11 protein-coding genes and 1 tRNA gene are annotated in these 14,264 nt (G+C 72.5%); 6 read left to right on the top strand and 6 right to left on the bottom strand.

Features of this window, described 5'->3' with window-relative positions; genetic code table 11:
• Positions 1 to 34: 34 nt before the first annotated feature.
• Positions 35 to 1,558, bottom strand: coding sequence for an aldehyde dehydrogenase family protein (locus ACILRH_RS19760; RefSeq protein WP_395695780.1), 1,524 nt, complete (start codon positions 1,556 to 1,558; stop codon positions 35 to 37).
• A 278-nt stretch (positions 1,559 to 1,836) separates the two neighbouring features.
• Positions 1,837 to 3,051 carry a GAF domain-containing protein gene (locus ACILRH_RS19755; protein ID WP_395695779.1) on the bottom strand — a complete coding sequence of 405 codons (1,215 nt, stop codon included), beginning with the start codon at positions 3,049 to 3,051 and terminating at the stop codon, positions 1,837 to 1,839.
• 152 nt (positions 3,052 to 3,203) lie between these two features.
• On the opposite strand from ACILRH_RS19755, the gene ACILRH_RS19750 reads away from it, so the two are divergent.
• Positions 3,204 to 3,293 (top strand) — tRNA-Ser (locus ACILRH_RS19750).
• A gap of 227 nt (positions 3,294 to 3,520) precedes the next feature.
• Positions 3,521 to 4,336 carry a hypothetical protein gene (locus tag ACILRH_RS19745; RefSeq protein WP_395695778.1) on the top strand — a complete coding sequence of 272 codons (816 nt, stop codon included), beginning with the start codon at positions 3,521 to 3,523 and terminating at the stop codon, positions 4,334 to 4,336.
• Here ACILRH_RS19745 and ACILRH_RS19740 read toward each other — a convergent pair whose 3' ends face one another.
• The 3 genes from ACILRH_RS19740 to ACILRH_RS19730 are packed head-to-tail and all read right to left on the bottom strand — an operon-like array spanning position 4,337 to position 9,503.
• The gene (locus ACILRH_RS19740; protein ID WP_395695777.1) at positions 4,337 to 5,788 is read right to left on the bottom strand and encodes a wax ester/triacylglycerol synthase domain-containing protein; all 1,452 of its coding nucleotides are present in this window, start codon (positions 5,786 to 5,788) and stop codon (positions 4,337 to 4,339) included. It lies immediately after the preceding gene.
• On the bottom strand, positions 5,785 to 7,236 hold the full coding sequence (locus ACILRH_RS19735; protein ID WP_395695776.1) for an HAD-IB family hydrolase: 1,452 nt from the start codon (positions 7,234 to 7,236) through the stop codon (positions 5,785 to 5,787). The genes ACILRH_RS19740 and ACILRH_RS19735 overlap by 4 nt, the downstream gene beginning before the upstream one ends.
• Positions 7,233 to 9,503: a glycerol-3-phosphate 1-O-acyltransferase gene (locus tag ACILRH_RS19730; RefSeq protein WP_395695775.1), complete on the bottom strand. Its 2,271-nt coding sequence runs from the start codon at positions 9,501 to 9,503 to the stop codon at positions 7,233 to 7,235. The genes ACILRH_RS19735 and ACILRH_RS19730 overlap by 4 nt, the downstream gene beginning before the upstream one ends.
• Positions 9,504 to 9,638: 135 nt before the next feature.
• Here ACILRH_RS19730 and ACILRH_RS19725 point away from each other — a divergent pair, with 135 nt between their 5' ends.
• The 4 genes from ACILRH_RS19725 to ACILRH_RS19710 all read left to right on the top strand — a co-directional run bounded on the left by ACILRH_RS19725 (position 9,639) and on the right by ACILRH_RS19710 (position 13,823).
• Positions 9,639 to 10,343 (top strand): helix-turn-helix transcriptional regulator, encoded by a 705-nt coding sequence (locus ACILRH_RS19725; RefSeq protein ID WP_395695774.1) that lies wholly within the window; start codon positions 9,639 to 9,641, stop codon positions 10,341 to 10,343.
• Positions 10,344 to 10,413: 70 nt separating this feature from the next.
• Positions 10,414 to 11,559, top strand: a complete 1,146-nt coding sequence (locus tag ACILRH_RS19720; RefSeq protein WP_395695773.1) for a type IV toxin-antitoxin system AbiEi family antitoxin domain-containing protein — start codon at positions 10,414 to 10,416, stop codon at positions 11,557 to 11,559.
• An 86-nt stretch (positions 11,560 to 11,645) separates the two neighbouring features.
• Positions 11,646 to 12,878 (top strand): putative glycoside hydrolase, encoded by a 1,233-nt coding sequence (locus ACILRH_RS19715; RefSeq protein WP_395695772.1) that lies wholly within the window; start codon positions 11,646 to 11,648, stop codon positions 12,876 to 12,878.
• 186 nt (positions 12,879 to 13,064) lie between these two features.
• On the top strand, positions 13,065 to 13,823 hold the full coding sequence (locus ACILRH_RS19710; protein ID WP_395695771.1) for a crotonase/enoyl-CoA hydratase family protein: 759 nt from the start codon (positions 13,065 to 13,067) through the stop codon (positions 13,821 to 13,823).
• 14 nt (positions 13,824 to 13,837) lie between these two features.
• Here ACILRH_RS19710 and ACILRH_RS19705 read toward each other — a convergent pair whose 3' ends face one another.
• On the bottom strand, positions 13,838 to 14,218 hold the full coding sequence (locus ACILRH_RS19705) for a hypothetical protein (RefSeq protein WP_395695770.1): 381 nt from the start codon (positions 14,216 to 14,218) through the stop codon (positions 13,838 to 13,840).
• Positions 14,219 to 14,264: the final 46 nt, after the last annotated feature.

Genomic DNA, 14,264 nt, shown 5'->3' with positions numbered 1-14,264 from the left:
GGGACGTCGACCGAGGCATGGGAGGGAGCCCCGGTCAGAAGAACCCGAGCGGGTTCGGGTCGTAGGACACCAGCAGGTTCTTGGTCTGCTGGTAGTGGTCGAGCATCATCTTGTGGGTCTCGCGACCGATGCCGGACTGCTTGTAGCCGCCGAACGCGGCGTGGGCCGGGTAGGCGTGGTAGCAGTTCGTCCAGACCCGGCCGGCCTTGATCTCCTTGCCGGCCCGGAAGGCCTGCGACCCGTCGCGCGACCACACGCCGGCGCCGAGGCCGTAGAGGGTGTCGTTGGCGATCTTGAGGGCGTCGGCCTCGTCGTCGAACGACGTGAGCGCCACGACCGGGCCGAAGATCTCCTCCTGGAAGATCCGCATGGCGTTGTGGCCCTCGAACACCGTCGGGGTCACGTAGTAGCCCTCGGCCAGGTCGCCCTCGAGCACGTTGCGCTCGCCACCGGTGAGGACCTTCGCCCCCTCCTGCTTGCCGATGTCGATGTAGGACAGGATCTTCTCGAGCTGGTCGTTGGAGGCCTGCGCACCGATCATCGTGGTGTCGTCGAGCGGGTTGCCCTGCGTGATCGCCTCGACGCGCTTGATCGCGTCGCCGACGAACTCGGAGTAGATGGAGCGCTGCACGAGGGCGCGCGACGGGCAGGTGCAGACCTCGCCCTGGTTGAGGGCGAACATCGCGAAGCCCTCGAGCGCCTTGTCGTAGAAGGCGTCGCGGCTGCTGGCCACCGACTCGAAGAAGATGTTGGGGCTCTTGCCGCCGAGCTCGAGGGTGACCGGGATCAGGTTCTGGCTGGCGTACTGCATGATCAGCCGGCCGGTCGTGGTCTCGCCGGTGAACGCGACCTTGGCGATCCGCGGGCTCGAGGCGAGCGGCTTGCCGGCCTCGACACCGAACCCGTTGACGACGTTGAGTACGCCGGCGGGCAGCAGGTCGCCGATCAGCTCGACGAGCTTGAGGATCGACCAGGGGGTCTGCTCGGCCGGCTTCAGGACGACGCAGTTGCCGGCGGCCAGGGCGGGGGCCAGCTTCCAGACCGCCATCAGCAGCGGGAAGTTCCACGGGATGATCTGGCCGACGACGCCCAGCGGCTCGTGGAAGTGGTAGGCCATGGTGTTCTCGTCGACCTCGCCGATGGTGCCCTCCTGGGCGCGGAGCACGCCGGCGAAGTACCGGAAGTGGTCGACCGCCAGCGGCAGGTCGGCGGCGAGGGTCTCGCGGACCGGCTTGCCGTTCTCCCACGTCTCGGCGACCGCGAGCGACGGGAGGTTCTCCTCCATCAGGTCCGCGATCTTGAGCAGGATGTTGGAGCGCTCGGTCGGCGCCGTACGCCCCCACTTCTCCGCGGCCGCGTGCGCGGCGTCGAGCGCGGCCTCGATGTCCTCGGCGGTGCCGCGGCCCACCTCGGTGAACGGCTTGCCGTTGACGGGGGAGATGTTCTCGAAGTACTCGCCCTTGACGGGCTCGACCCACTCACCACCGATGTAGTGGCCGTAGCGGGACTTGACGGTGACGAGCGAGTCCGGCTGTCCGGGCGCTGCGTAGATGGTCATCGGTGCTCCTGTGTCGTGCTCGTGCGGAGGCGGGTTCGCCTGTGACTGCGCTCACAGGAGACCAGCCGGCACGTTGCGGCGACGTTGCAGCGTTGATGGCCGGCGGGGAGGTGGATGAATCCCCGGTCAGCCGGGGATTCATCCGGGGTTGTCAGGGGTTGCCTGACGTTGTCGGGGGTTGCAACCCCTGACAACGACAGGTTGAGCCTGACCGGCCCACCGCCAGGGCACGCGTCGGCCCGACCGCCGTGCGGCAGGATCGGGCGGCTCAGGCGAGCTCAGGCGAGCTCGGCGTCGAGCCGGGCGAGCTGGCCGTCGATCAGCGGCAGCAGGGGGGAGCTCGTACCGATGGCGCGGCGTTGAGCGTCCCACATCTCGTAGTCGTCGCGACCCCACGCCGATCGCGTCCAGGCGGCCATCAGGTCGGCCTGGCCGGAGTGGACCAGGGCCTGCCGCAGCCCCGCGGCGAGGTCGCCGCGGATCCGCTCGACCCCCGGAGCGGTCGACCGGGGGAGAACCGGCCCGCGGTAGCAGCGCACGGCGCCGCGCACGTCGCCGGCCGCGAGCTGCGCGTCGGCGGCGACCCAGTCGGCCGTGACCGAGCCGGTGAGGCGGTAGGGACGCGACGCGAGCAGCTGGTCCCCGAGCAGGCTGCGCAGCCGGTTCAGCTCGGCCCGAAGCGTCGACGATGCGGGCTCGTCCTGGTCGTAGAGAAGGATCGACAGCTCGTCGCCGGTCAGGCCGGCAGGGGCCGACGCGAGCAGGACGAGGATCTCGCTGTGCCGCGGGCTCAGCCGGACCGTCTTCGGCCGCCCACGGCCGTCGTCGACGGTCACCAGGGCGTCGGAGCGCCCCAATGCCTCGATGTGCATCCGGAGCCCGGCGCCGGTCCGCTCCGGCAGGGTGGGCAGCACCCGCTCGCGGGCGAGCTCGGCCTCGGCCAGCCGCGCGGCGGTGCGCAGCATCGCCAGGGTCTGGGGTACGGCGACCTGGTCGCCGCCGGTCACGTCGAGCACCCCGAGCAGCTGGGTGGTCGACGGGTCGTGGATCGGCATGGCTGCGCAACTCCACCGCCGGACGCTGCTGCGGAAGTGCTCGGCGCGGGTGATCGTCGACGGCTGACCCGTCGCCAGCGCCAGCCCGGGCGCGTTCGTCCCGGCGAGCCGCTCGTCCCAGTTGCTGCCGGCGACGAAGCCGATCTTCTCGGCCTCGCGCAGCACGGCGGACGAGCCGCAGACCCAGAGCAGCTGACCGTCCGCGTCGCCGATCGCCATCACGGCGTCGCACTCACGGACCGCCTGGCCCAGCACGTCGTCGAGCAGCGGGAAGACGCGTGACAACGGATGCGCCTCGCGCAGCGCGGCGAGGTCGCTCTCGACGACGGTCACGGGCGCCTCGACCCGGTCGGGGGCGACTCCGGCGGCAGCAGAACGGCGCCACGAGTCGGCGACCTCGGACCGCATGCCGGGCATCGGCAGCAGCTCAGTGGTCATGGCGTCCTCCACGGAATGCGAGTGTGACAGTCGTCGCAGCGCGCGTCAGGGCATGGTGGACATCTGGAGGTTGCAACAACGTTGCATCCCGTCGATCGGCGGGCGGCCGATCGATTTCGCCCGGCCCCGGACGCTCCGGTAGCCTCTCCGGCGGTGGCGTGTCCGAGCGGCCTAAGGAGAACGCCTCGAAAGCGTTTGTGGGTGCAAGCCCACCGAGGGTTCAAATCCCTCCGCCACCGCCAGCCTGCCGTGACCCCGCTCGGGTGTGACCCGAGCGGGGTCACGTCACTTCAAGGTTCGGTCAAGGTCGCGCCAGGTCCCTGGCGGCGGCCGACCCCGCGCTCTAGTGTCGTGGACGACCCCGGTGGTGACCCGAGACGCCACCGGGGTCACCCATGTCCGGGCCCGGTCGCCGGGCACCACCACACGGTCAGGTTCGGCGCAGGTCGGGCGACGCACGATCGTCGGCATGGAGAATCGCGCGTTCCGCGCCCCCAAGGTCCCCGAGGTGTTCTGGACCTTCTGGGTCATCAAGCTGCTCACGACCGGGATCGGTGAGACCGGTGCCGACTTCATGGGCACCCACAGCATCCCGGTGGCCGGGATCGTCGGCGTGGGCGGCTTCTTCGCGGCGATGTGGTGGCAGCTGCGGGCCGACACCTACCACTCGGTCCGCTACTGGGTGACCGTGCTGATGGTCGCCGTGTTCGGCACGATGATCGCCGACGGGCCGCATGTGGCGCTGGGCACGCCGTACTGGTTCGACGCCATCGTCTACTTCGTCCTGCTCTGCGCGCTCCTCGCGTGGTGGCAGCGCAGTGAGGGCACGCTGTCGGTGCACTCGATCGTGACCGCGCGTCGTGAGCGGTTCTACTGGGGCACGGTGCTGCTGACCTTCGGCCTGGGCACCGCGCTGGGCGACGCCGCCGCGATCAACGCCGGGCTCGGCTTCGCGTGGTCGATCCTGCTGTTCGGTGTCGCGATCCTCGTCCCCCTCGGGCTGTGGCGCCTCGGTGCTCCCGTGATCGCCTGCTTCTGGGGCTCCTACGCCCTGACCCGCCCGCTCGGCGCGAGCGTCGCCGACTACCTGGCCTCGCCGCCGGCCCACGGCGGCCTGGGCTGGGGGACCGGTCCGGTCACCGCCGCCGGCCTGGCGCTCTTCGCCGTCCTCGTCGGGTACGTCGCGCTCACCCACTCCGACGAGGAGGGTGCCCACGAGCGGGCCCACCACCAAGAGGCCGACCACGAGGCCGACCCCGAGCCCGAGGTCCCCGCGCTGGACTGATCAGACGAGCCGGGTGAGCCCGCCGGTGCCGGGTGCGAGCGAGAGCACCTCGGCGAAGCCGGCGACGAGGCTGTCGGCGAAGAGGTCGGGCTCGGTGACCGCGGCCGCGTCGGCGTTGATGCCCAGGCAGGCGGTCGGCCCGTGGGTGATCATCGTCGCCATCACGGCGCAGCCGGGGAGCGGGCCGAAGGGGTACATCCGCTCCACCTTGGCACCCGCGACGTAGACGTCGAACGGGATGCCCGGCACGTTGCTGGCCTGCAGGTCGTTCATCGCGCTCGTGCCGCCGAACTGGGCCAGGATCCCGGCGGGCAGCCAGGCCAGCGTGGGGCCGAGGGTGTTGAACAGGTCGAGGGCCGGCTCGTGCCGCGCGAGGCGGACCTGCTCGCGCATGGTCAGCACCCGCTCGAAGGGGTCCTCCATCGAGACGGGCGCGGCCAGGCGGCCGACCGCGATCCGGTTGCCGCCGGCCATGTCGTCGGAGGTCCGCACCGAGATCGGGATCGCGACCGGCATCGTCGTCACCTCGGCGCCGAGCTTCTCGTGATAGATCCGGAACCCGCCGACCAGGCCGGCGAGGTAGGCGTCGTTCACCGACGCCCGGGCCGCCTTGGCGGCCGCCCGCAGGTCCGCGAACGCCACGTCGAAGGCGCTGAACCGCCAGGACACGCTGCGGTGCGCGAGCAGCGGCGAGCCCGCCGGCCCGGCCAGCCCCGCGACCCGGGGCACCGACCGTCCGTAGCGCAGGGTCTTGCGCAGTGCGTCCCGCGGCCGGGTGAGCGCGCGGGCCACGCCCGTCGCGGCGTCGAGGCGGGCCGGCAGCCGGCGCACCTCCTCGCCGACCTGGCGGCGTACGACGTCGAGGCCGGTGACCAGGTCGGGTGCGGGCGCCGGAGGCTGGGGCTTGGTGGGGCTCGGCTCGCGCGTCCGCGAGTGCAGCTGCGCCAGCCCGATGATGGCGCCCAGACCATCGGTCATCGCGTGGTGGGCCTTGAGGAAGTACGCCGTGCGGCCGTCGGGTAGCCCCTCGATCAGGTAGCCCTCCCACGGCGGGCGGGCCGGGTCCAGCGGCGTCATGGCCAGCTGGGCGCAGGTCTTGAGCAGCTCGGCCCACGACCCGTCGCCGGCGATCCGCAGGCGCCGCAGGTGGTAGTCGAGGTCGAAGTCGGGGTCGACCGCCCAGGTCGGCGTGCCGGTCCCGAACGGCGAGTCGACGACCCGCTGCCGGAACCGGGGCGCCATCCGGCTGCCCCACTCGTGGGCGGCCACGAGGCGGTCCCAGTCGGGCATCCGGTCCCAGATCTCGAGCATGCTGATCGTCGCGCGCAGGCGGCGGTCGGCGTTGCCGCGCCACATGACCGCGTCCACCGGCGACATCGTCGGCTCGTTCGCCCAGTCGAGCGGCTGGTCGAGCGGCTGGTCGAGGGGCTGGTCGAGCGGCTCGTCGGTCATCGGTCCTCCTCGGAGTCGGGCCACTCGGCGAGCGTGGTCAGGAACTGCTGGCGCACCTGCGCCACATGGTCGTCGACGGTGGCCGCGGTCCACGTGGAGGTGTCGACCGGCGGCAGCACCTGGACCTCCACGGTGCCGGGCGCGATGAGCTGCGCCCCGCGCCACATCAGCTCACCGGTGTTGCGCAGCACGATCGGCACCATCGGCACGCCCGCCTGCATCGCGATGTGGAAGGCGCCCTTCTTGAAGGGACCCAGCCGCGGCGTCGACGACCGCGTGCCCTCGGGCGCCAGGACCAGCGAGACGCCCTCCTCGCGCAGCTTGCGCACGGCCGGCTCGAGCTGCTGACGCGCCTTGGCCGAGTCGCCGCGGTCGATGAAGACCATGCCGGCGACGTCGAAGATCTGGCCCATGACCGGCACCGTGCGCACCTCCTTCTTGGCGACGCCGGTGAAGTCGTGCTTGAGCAGGTGGATCAGGACCGGGACGTCCAGCTTGGACTGGTGGTTGAAGACGAAGACGCAGGGTCGGTGGTCCTCGAGGTGCTCGCGGCCGGACACCACCCGGACCCGCACGCCGCCCAGCGCCATGCCGATCTCGTTGCCCTGCGGCAGCGCCTTCTCGATGAGGACGGCCGGGTCACGGCGGACCAGGCTGCCCGCGATCCCGACCGCGGCGGCGGCCACGAAGGTGGCGTAGAAGGCGCCGGTCCGGGCCAGCATCAGCGGGCGGGAGTGGGTGGGGTTGCTCAGGTCGAGCACCGGCCAGCCGCGGCTCTCGGCCTCGGCCCGCATCCCGTGCCGTGGCGACACCGCGGCCGGGTGGCCGACGGCCTCCAGGTAGGGCACGTCCTCGCTGCCGTCGGAGTAGGCGAACGACGCGTCGAGGTCGATCCCGTGCTCGCGGGCCAGCGCCCGCACCGCCGCCGCCTTGCCCGGCCCCCACAGCGGCCGTCCGCTGTAGTTGCCGGTCAGCACCCCGTCGACCACCTCGGCCTCCGTGCACAGCGCGTGGTCGGCCTCGATCTCGCGGGCGATCGGCTCGATCTGGAACCGGGTGGCGCTGGAGGCGATGACGATGCGGTGCCCCTTCTCCTTGTGGGCGCGCAGGATCTGCCACATCTGCGGACGCAGCAGTGCCGACGTCTGCTCCTTGAAGAGTCGCTCACCGGCGGCGAGCATCTCGTCGTACGTCTGGCCGGCGAGAGCCGGCCGGGTGACCTCGAGGACGGCGGCGTAGTCCTGCTCGTTCTCGACGCCGCGCAGCGCGATGAGCATCGTCTGCAGGAGCTCGGCCAGGCCGACGTCGAGGCGGCGGATCCGGTCGCGGTAGATCGCGGAGACCGAGAAGCCCTCGATCAGGGTGCCGTCGTAGTCGAAGAACGCCGCCACCTTGTCGCCGTCGGGCGCGGCCTGGATCTCGGCCAGGCGGGCTGCGAGCGGGTTCATGCGTGGGCCTCCTCCTCGATCGCGGCGAGCAGGTCGAGGCGGCTCCGCAGCTCCACCACCTCGGCCAGGAACACCTGGCGGTCGGCGAGCAGGTCCGTGGGCCGGGCGTCGACGAGGTCGCGGTTGCCGGCCAGCTCGAACGCCGCGGCGTAGAGCTCCTTGGACACCGAGTCGCGGGCCTTGACCCGGCCCTGCAGGGCGAGCTGGTGCCCGTAGCCCAGGCAGGTGTCGAGGAACGCGTCCTTCTCCGCCGGCTCCTCACCCAGGGCGACGAGCTGCTCGGCGACGACCAGCTGGGCGTCGAAGAAGGGCTGGAGCGTCCGGCGCGCCATCAGCTCGCCGGCGTGCCCGAGCAGCGTCGTGCGCACCCACTCGATGGTCGGCTCGACCGTGCGCCACTCCGGGGCGATGAGGTCGAGCTCGGCGCCGAGCAGCGACAGGAACGGCTCCTTGGGCGGGAAGAAGAACTCGAACTTCAGCAGGTCGCGGATCCGCAGCGCCTCGGCCTGCGACGCCGCCAGCATGGAGTCACGGCTGGTGCCGTCCACCACCGTGACCGGCGCCAGCTCGCCGCTCGACGCGGCCAGCATCGCCAGCTCCACGATCGCCCTGTTGACCAGGTGGTGGAGGGCGCCGTTGCGGTAGTAGGCCGCGACCACGTGGTTGCCGGCCGCGACGGACCAGACGGGGTCGGTCCCGCCGTCGTAGAGGTCGAGGACGCCGGCCGCGGTCAGCTCGCCGAGGGTACGGCGCAGCCCGAGACCGTGCAGCAGGGCTGGGTCGGGCCCGGGCAGGTGCCGGCGGTCGATGTAGTCGAGCAGCGGGGTGACGATCTCCTCGATCTCGCTCTCGGTGAAGGCGCGCTCCTCGGCCCCGAGCAGCGCGAAGGTCGCCAGCGACGTCGCGGAGATCGGGGTGGCGGCGTTGATGCTGTCCATCACGCGGAAGGCGACCTTCTCCAGCCGGGCAGGGCCCTCGCCGGCCTCGGCGAGCGCCTCGCGCAGCGAGAACGGCTCACCGAAGCGCACGCGCGCGGTCCCGAGGCTCAGCTTGCGCTGCGCGTTGACGTAGGACAGCAGCCAGCCGAGCCCCTCGGCCTTCTTCGCGCCGCCGGCGACCTCCTGCGCCATCGCCCCGACCTCGTTGAGCTGGTCGTACACGATCGAGGTCGGGACGACCATCACGACGGCGTCGGGGATCTGCTCGGTGGCGTCGACGACGTAGGACAGCAGCCCGAGCATCGGCTTGCGCAGCTTGCCGGTGCGGCTCCGGCCGCCCTCGATGTACCACTCGAGGTTGAAGCGCTTCTCGACCAGGTGGGCGAGGTAGGAGCGCATCGCGAACTTGTAGACCGGGTCGTCGCCGAACTTGCGGCGGATGAAGATCGTGCCGGAGCGGCGCGCGATCGTGCTGAGCGGCCAGATCCGGAGGTTGGCGCCGCCGAGCACGTGGTTGGGCGGGAAGTCGTGCTTGCGCAGGACGTCGGCCAGCACCAGCGGGTCGACGTACGAGCGGTGTGAGGGCAGGAAGATGAGCGCTGCGCTCTTGTTGAGCTGACGCAGCCCGTCGAGCGTGGCCAGGTCGACCGAGACCGTCCAGGTCCGCTCGTGCATGAGGCTGAGCATCGAGGAGAAGAGGTCGGCCATGAGCCGGCTCTGCGTCGCCACGAACGTGGACAGCTTGTCGGTGGCCTCCTGCACGACCTGGGGCTCGGGCCGGCCGAGCGACTCGGCGAGCGCCGCGGCGCCCGCCCGGAACCGGGCGCTGGAGGAGATCTGCTCGGCGACCAGCCGCGGCACCTTGTAGCGGTCGCCGATCACCTGGCGCTCGGCCCGCTCGGCCGCCAGGGTCGCCTGGACACCCACCCAGTCCGCGAACGGGACGTCGTCGTGGACGGCCTGGTCGTAGCGGTCGCGCAGCTCCGCGATCGTGGCGGACTCGCCGGCGACGACGCGCACCCGGTCGGGCGACTTGGCGCCGATCCGAGCCTGGGCCGCGGCGCGCGGGCGGTGCGGGTTCGTCAGCACGAGCAGGTCGGCCATCGTCACCCGGCGCTCGCCCCCGCGGACCGCCGGCAGCCACACGACCCGCGCGGGGACCAGCGCCGTGGTCGGAGACAGGCCGGCGACGTCGGCGTCCCGCAGATCGCACACGGGCACGCCGGGGTGCGTCCGGGCCGCCCACTCCTGCACCGCGCGGCGCTCGAAGGGCGTGCGCGCCTCCATCAGGACGATCGCGTCCGCTGGACCTCCCCCGGCCGGCTCCATGGCCCCACCTCCTGTGAGGATCCTCACCCAATCGTGATCGGCCGCGCGGCACAATGGCCCGTCCGGCCGCCAGGGTCCGGCCGCACGCCGACGGGCCAGATGACAAGGACCGGCGTAATTCGTCACGATGGAGCCGTGGAAAATCACCCGGGCCAGGAGCAGCCGCGGGGCCCGCGGCCGGCACGCACGCCGAGCGGGCGGCGGCTGTCACCGACCCGCGCTGCTCTCCTCGAGGCGCTGCAGGCGCAGTCGCAGCCCACCGGGATACCCGCGCTGATCTCGATGACGGGCCTGCACGCCAACACGTTGCGCGAGCACCTCGACGGGCTGCAGCGGGCTGGTCTCGTCACCCGCGAGTTCGCACCGCCGACGGGCCGTGGGCGCCCGGGATGGCTCTACAGCGCGGTCCACCCGCGTTGGGACGAGGGAGCCCAGTACGCGGGCCTGGCCGCCACCCTGGCCGCCGTGCTCGTCCGCACCAGCCCGCATCCCGAGGACGCGGCTCGTGAAGCAGGGGAGGAGTGGGGTCGTCGGCTCGCCAGGGAGGCGGGACGACCGGCTCGCCCCGATGACCTCGCCGCACGCGAGAAGGTGACGACGCTCTTCGACGACATGGGCTTCGCCCCCGAGCCGGACGAGGACGGGCGCGACGTCCGGCTGACCCGCTGCCCGCTCCTCCAGGCCGCCCACGAGCAGCCCGGCGTGATCTGCGCGGTCCACCTCGGCGTGGCCCGCGGCGCGCTCGAGGAGTACGGCGCCGGCGCGGACGGCATCGAGCTGCACGCGTTCGTCGAGCCCGGCGCGTGCCTGCTCCGACTGGCGCCGCCCCGGGAGGACTGAGCGCAGGCGTCCGTCCACAGGCGGGCGGGCGCCGCGTTTGGCGCCGGTCGCACCGGTGGACGCTGCCGACATGGACGAGGTCGCCCGGATCCTTGCGGAGCAGCACGGCGTCGTCGCGCGCCGGCAGCTCCTGGAGTGCGGCCTCGGCCCGTCCGACGTCGCGCGCCTCGTCCGGCGACGAGAGCTCACGCGTGTGCACCCCGGGGTCTTCGTCGACCACACGGGCCCGCTCAGCTGGATCGAGCGAGCCTGGGCGGCCGTGCTGTGCTGCTGGCCGGCGGCACTCACCCACGAGTCCGCCCTCCGGGCCGCGGAAGGACCCGGGCGCCGATCCCGGGACGACACCGTGATCCATGTCGCCGTCGAGCGCCACCGCCACCTCGTCACTCCGGACGGCGTCCGGGTGCACCGTTCGGCCCACCTCGCCGACCGGACGCTGTGGAACCTGGGGCCACCCCGGATCCGCTACGAGCACGCCGTCCTCGACGTGGCCGAGTCGAGCTCGTCGGACCTCGAGGCGATCGCGGTGCTGGCCGATGCGTGTGGCTCCCGGCGCTCGACGGCGGTGCGACTGCTGGAGACGCTCGCGTCGCGGCCCCGGCACGTGCGACGCGGGTGGTTGCGCTCGGTCCTCGACGACGTGGTCGCCGGCACGTGCTCGGTGCTCGAGCACGGCTACCTGACGCGGGTCGAGCGTGCACACGGGCTGCCGACCGGGCGTCGGCAGGCCAGTCATCGGCACGGGACCCGCAGGGCGTTCCGGGACGTGCGGTACGACGGACAGGTCCTCATCGTCGAGCTCGACGGTGAGCTCTTCCACGCCTCGACCCATCAGCGCGACCGCGACCTGGACCGCGACCTCGATGCGGTCGCCCGCGAGGCGGCCGTGACCATCCGGCTCTCCTGGGGCCAGGTCTTCGACCGGCCGTGCCGGGCGGGGCGCCCCCCCCCCCCCCCCCCCCCCCCCCCCCCCCCCCCACTTCTGGGGTGCCGAGGAGGTACCCCACCCCCGGCATCGCCGCCTGGGCCACCGACCCGCGACCTTGATCCGGACGTCCTAGGCCGGACCCCGAAGGTCCCGAGCAGGGTGGGCCGGTGGACCCTCGCGAGGTCGCCACGACGACCGCTCCGGTGGGGGCCTCCGGCGGGCCGTGAGGGCCCGAGCGGCCCTGCGGCGGGACCCCCTGTTCTTCATAGCGTCAGGGACATCAGATGACGGCAGGACACGAGACGACGAGTCCTCGACTGCCGTGACGAACGGGCCGACGCCGGCGAGCGCGGCCCTCCTCTCGGAGGTGTCTCATGACTCGTGCTGCTTGGCGTGCCCTGCTCCGGACCACGTCGTTCCTCCTGGCCCTGGCGACGGCGACCTTCGTGGTCACCGCGGGCCTGTCGCTCCCGGCCAGCCAGGCCGACTCCGCGGACCGCGGACGACGGTCGGTGCCGCCGAGCTCCGCCGGCATCCTCACCCTCGACCCGGGTGACATCGCCGCCACCCCGGACGCCTACAAGGGCAGCTACCTGGTGCTGCAGCCGTGGGAGTACGCGCGGATCCCGGCGCTGAAGGCGCAGAACCCGAACCTGAAGATCCTGATGTACAAGGACGCCTCGGCCACCCGCAAGGACGTCGACTGGGCGACCGGCCTCGCCTCGACCGGCGTCACCTACCAGCAGGCAGCCGCCCACGACTGGCTGCTGACCGACTCCGGCGGCCGGGTGCTCGAGTGGTCGGACTGGACCAACGTCTACCCGGCCGACGTCGGGAACGGCGGCTACCAGCAGGCCTGGGCCGACAACGTGATCGGCGAGCTGAGGAAGTACCACTGGGACGGCGTGATGATGGACGACACGCTGACCTATCTCAGCCACCCGACGGTCGGGGGTCGCACCTCGACCCAGATCCCGACCGACGCCGCGATGTACCGCTCGATGGGGTCGTTCCTCGACACGGTCGGCGGGCGGATCAAGGCGGCCGGGTTCATGGCCGTGCCCAACGTGACCGTCGAGTGGAACACCTGGCTGTCGGTCATGCAGGACTGGACCCGCTACGTCTCCGGCTGGGAGAACGAGTACTTCGTCAAGTGGGGCCTGGACCGCAACGGCGCCCGCTTCGTGGGCCCCGACTGGAAGTGGAAGATGGACATGGCGGCCTGGTGCGCCGACCGCAACGTCCCACTGCTGGCGATCACCTACAGCAACCGCGACGACGTCTCGATCCAGACCTACCACCGGGCGACCTGGCTGCTGACCTGGAACGGCCACACCGGCGCCAGCATCTTCGTGCCCTACGAGGCGAACGTCGACCACTGGACCGCTCGCTCCACCATCGAGATCGGCAACCCGACCGAGACCCGGCACGTGGTCGGCAGCACCGGTGTCTGGCGGCGCAACTACACCGGCGGCACCGTGCTGGTGAACCCCACGACGCAGTCGCGCACCCTGGCGCTGCGCCACCACTACCGCAAGCTCAACGGCCGGCTGGTCACCAGCATCACCGTGCCCGCCCTGTCGGGGGTGATCCTGCGGACCTCGTGAGCCGCTGACCGCTACTCCCGGACGCCCGTCACCAGACCAGGTGGCGGGCGTCCGCATGCGGTGGTCGGAGCGGTGGGCGGGTGCGGGGGTCTCGACGGGCGGTCGTCGCTGCGCTCCTTCGGGACCCCGGAGGTCGGCCGCCGACCTCGACCACCGGCGGCCGGGTGGCGGAGCAGAATGGCCGCCATGAGCGTCCGCGTGGAGATCGAGGGACCCGTCACGACCGTCGTCCTGGACCGGCCCGAGGCGCGCAACGCCGTCGACGGGCCGACCGCGGCGGCCCTCGCCGAGGCGTTCGGGGCCTTCGATGCCGACTCCGCCCAGAGCGTGGCCGTCCTCCACGGGGCCGGCGGCACGTTCTGCGCCGGGGCCGACCTCAAGGCGATCGGCACCGAGCGCGGCAACCAGGTCACCGAGGGCGGTGACGGGCCGATGGGCCCGACCAGGATGCGGCTGTCGAAGCCGGTGATCGCCGCCATCGAGGGGTACGCCGTCGCCGGTGGTCTCGAGCTGGCTCTTTGGTGCGACCTCCGGGTGGCGTCGGGCGACGCGGTGCTGGGCGTCTTCTGCCGGCGCTTCGGGGTGCCGCTGATCGACGGCGGGACGGTCCGGCTGCCGCGCCTGATCGGCACCAGCCGGGCGCTGGACCTGGTGCTCACCGGCCGGCCCGTCGACGCCTGGGACGCCGAGCGGATGGGTCTGGTCAACCGCGTGGTCCCGGTCGGCCAGGCCCGCGCGGAGGCCGAGGCCCTCGCCCACCAGCTCGCCGCCCTCCCGCAGGAGTGCCTGCGCCAGGACCGGCTCTCCCTGCTGGAGCAGGAGGGCCTCTCCGAGCAGGACGCGCTGGCCAACGAGCTGCGCCACGGGATGGTCTCCCTCGCCGCGGGTGCGGTCGAGGGGGCGCAGCGCTTCGCGGCCGGCGAGGGGCGGCACGGCCGCTCCTGAGCCCGCAGGGACTGTCAGCCTCGGGCGGTGGGTGGCTGGTCGCGGCACACGGCCACGAGCTGCGCCGCACCGTGCCGGGTGTAGACCCGCCACCCGGTCTCGAAGCTGACGTGGTGCAGCCGGCCGGTCGCGCTGCGCACCACCGCCGAGCCGGGGACCACGTCCTCGGGGAATCCGGTCACGGAGCAGTCGTGGGCGTCGAGCATCCGCTGCACGAGGGAGCGCGTGGGTCCGGCCGTCGGGCCGGCGTACCCGGCCTGTGGACCGGCGGGCACCGGCATCGCCACCCAGACGACGGCCGCGGCGGTGACCAGCACCCCGAGCATGGCGAGGCGGACGGCGAGGCGGACCGGGCGCGGCGCGCGCAGGCGGGTCGGGAGACGGTGCGCTGGCATGTGTCCTCCTGAACCGGTCGGCGTGCTCCCTCTCCCGCAGTGCCAA

This window comes from Nocardioides sp., from assembly GCF_044226765.1.
GTDB lineage: Bacteria > Actinomycetota > Actinomycetes > Propionibacteriales > Nocardioidaceae > Nocardioides.
The sequence above is the reverse complement of the archived record's forward strand: the minus strand, read 5'-3'. Positions and strand labels throughout refer to the sequence as shown.

Bases quoted from the DNA above. Each gene is read 5' to 3' on its own strand.
- ACILRH_RS19705 (WP_395695770.1), bottom strand. From the start codon at position 14,218: ATGCCAGCGCACCGTCTCCCGACCCGCCTGCGCGCGCCGCGCCCGGTC.
- ACILRH_RS19730 (WP_395695775.1), bottom strand. From the start codon at position 9,503: ATGGAGCCGGCCGGGGGAGGTCCAGCGGACGCGATCGTCCTGATGGAG.
- ACILRH_RS19740 (WP_395695777.1), bottom strand. From the start codon at position 5,788: ATGACCGACGAGCCGCTCGACCAGCCCCTCGACCAGCCGCTCGACCAG.
- ACILRH_RS19760 (WP_395695780.1), bottom strand. From the start codon at position 1,558: ATGACCATCTACGCAGCGCCCGGACAGCCGGACTCGCTCGTCACCGTC.
- ACILRH_RS19755 (WP_395695779.1), bottom strand. From the start codon at position 3,051: ATGACCACTGAGCTGCTGCCGATGCCCGGCATGCGGTCCGAGGTCGCC.
- ACILRH_RS19735 (WP_395695776.1), bottom strand. From the start codon at position 7,236: ATGAACCCGCTCGCAGCCCGCCTGGCCGAGATCCAGGCCGCGCCCGAC.
- ACILRH_RS19745 (WP_395695778.1), top strand. From the start codon at position 3,521: ATGGAGAATCGCGCGTTCCGCGCCCCCAAGGTCCCCGAGGTGTTCTGG.
- ACILRH_RS19710 (WP_395695771.1), top strand. From the start codon at position 13,065: ATGAGCGTCCGCGTGGAGATCGAGGGACCCGTCACGACCGTCGTCCTG.
- ACILRH_RS19720 (WP_395695773.1), top strand. From the start codon at position 10,414: ATGGACGAGGTCGCCCGGATCCTTGCGGAGCAGCACGGCGTCGTCGCG.
- ACILRH_RS19715 (WP_395695772.1), top strand. From the start codon at position 11,646: ATGACTCGTGCTGCTTGGCGTGCCCTGCTCCGGACCACGTCGTTCCTC.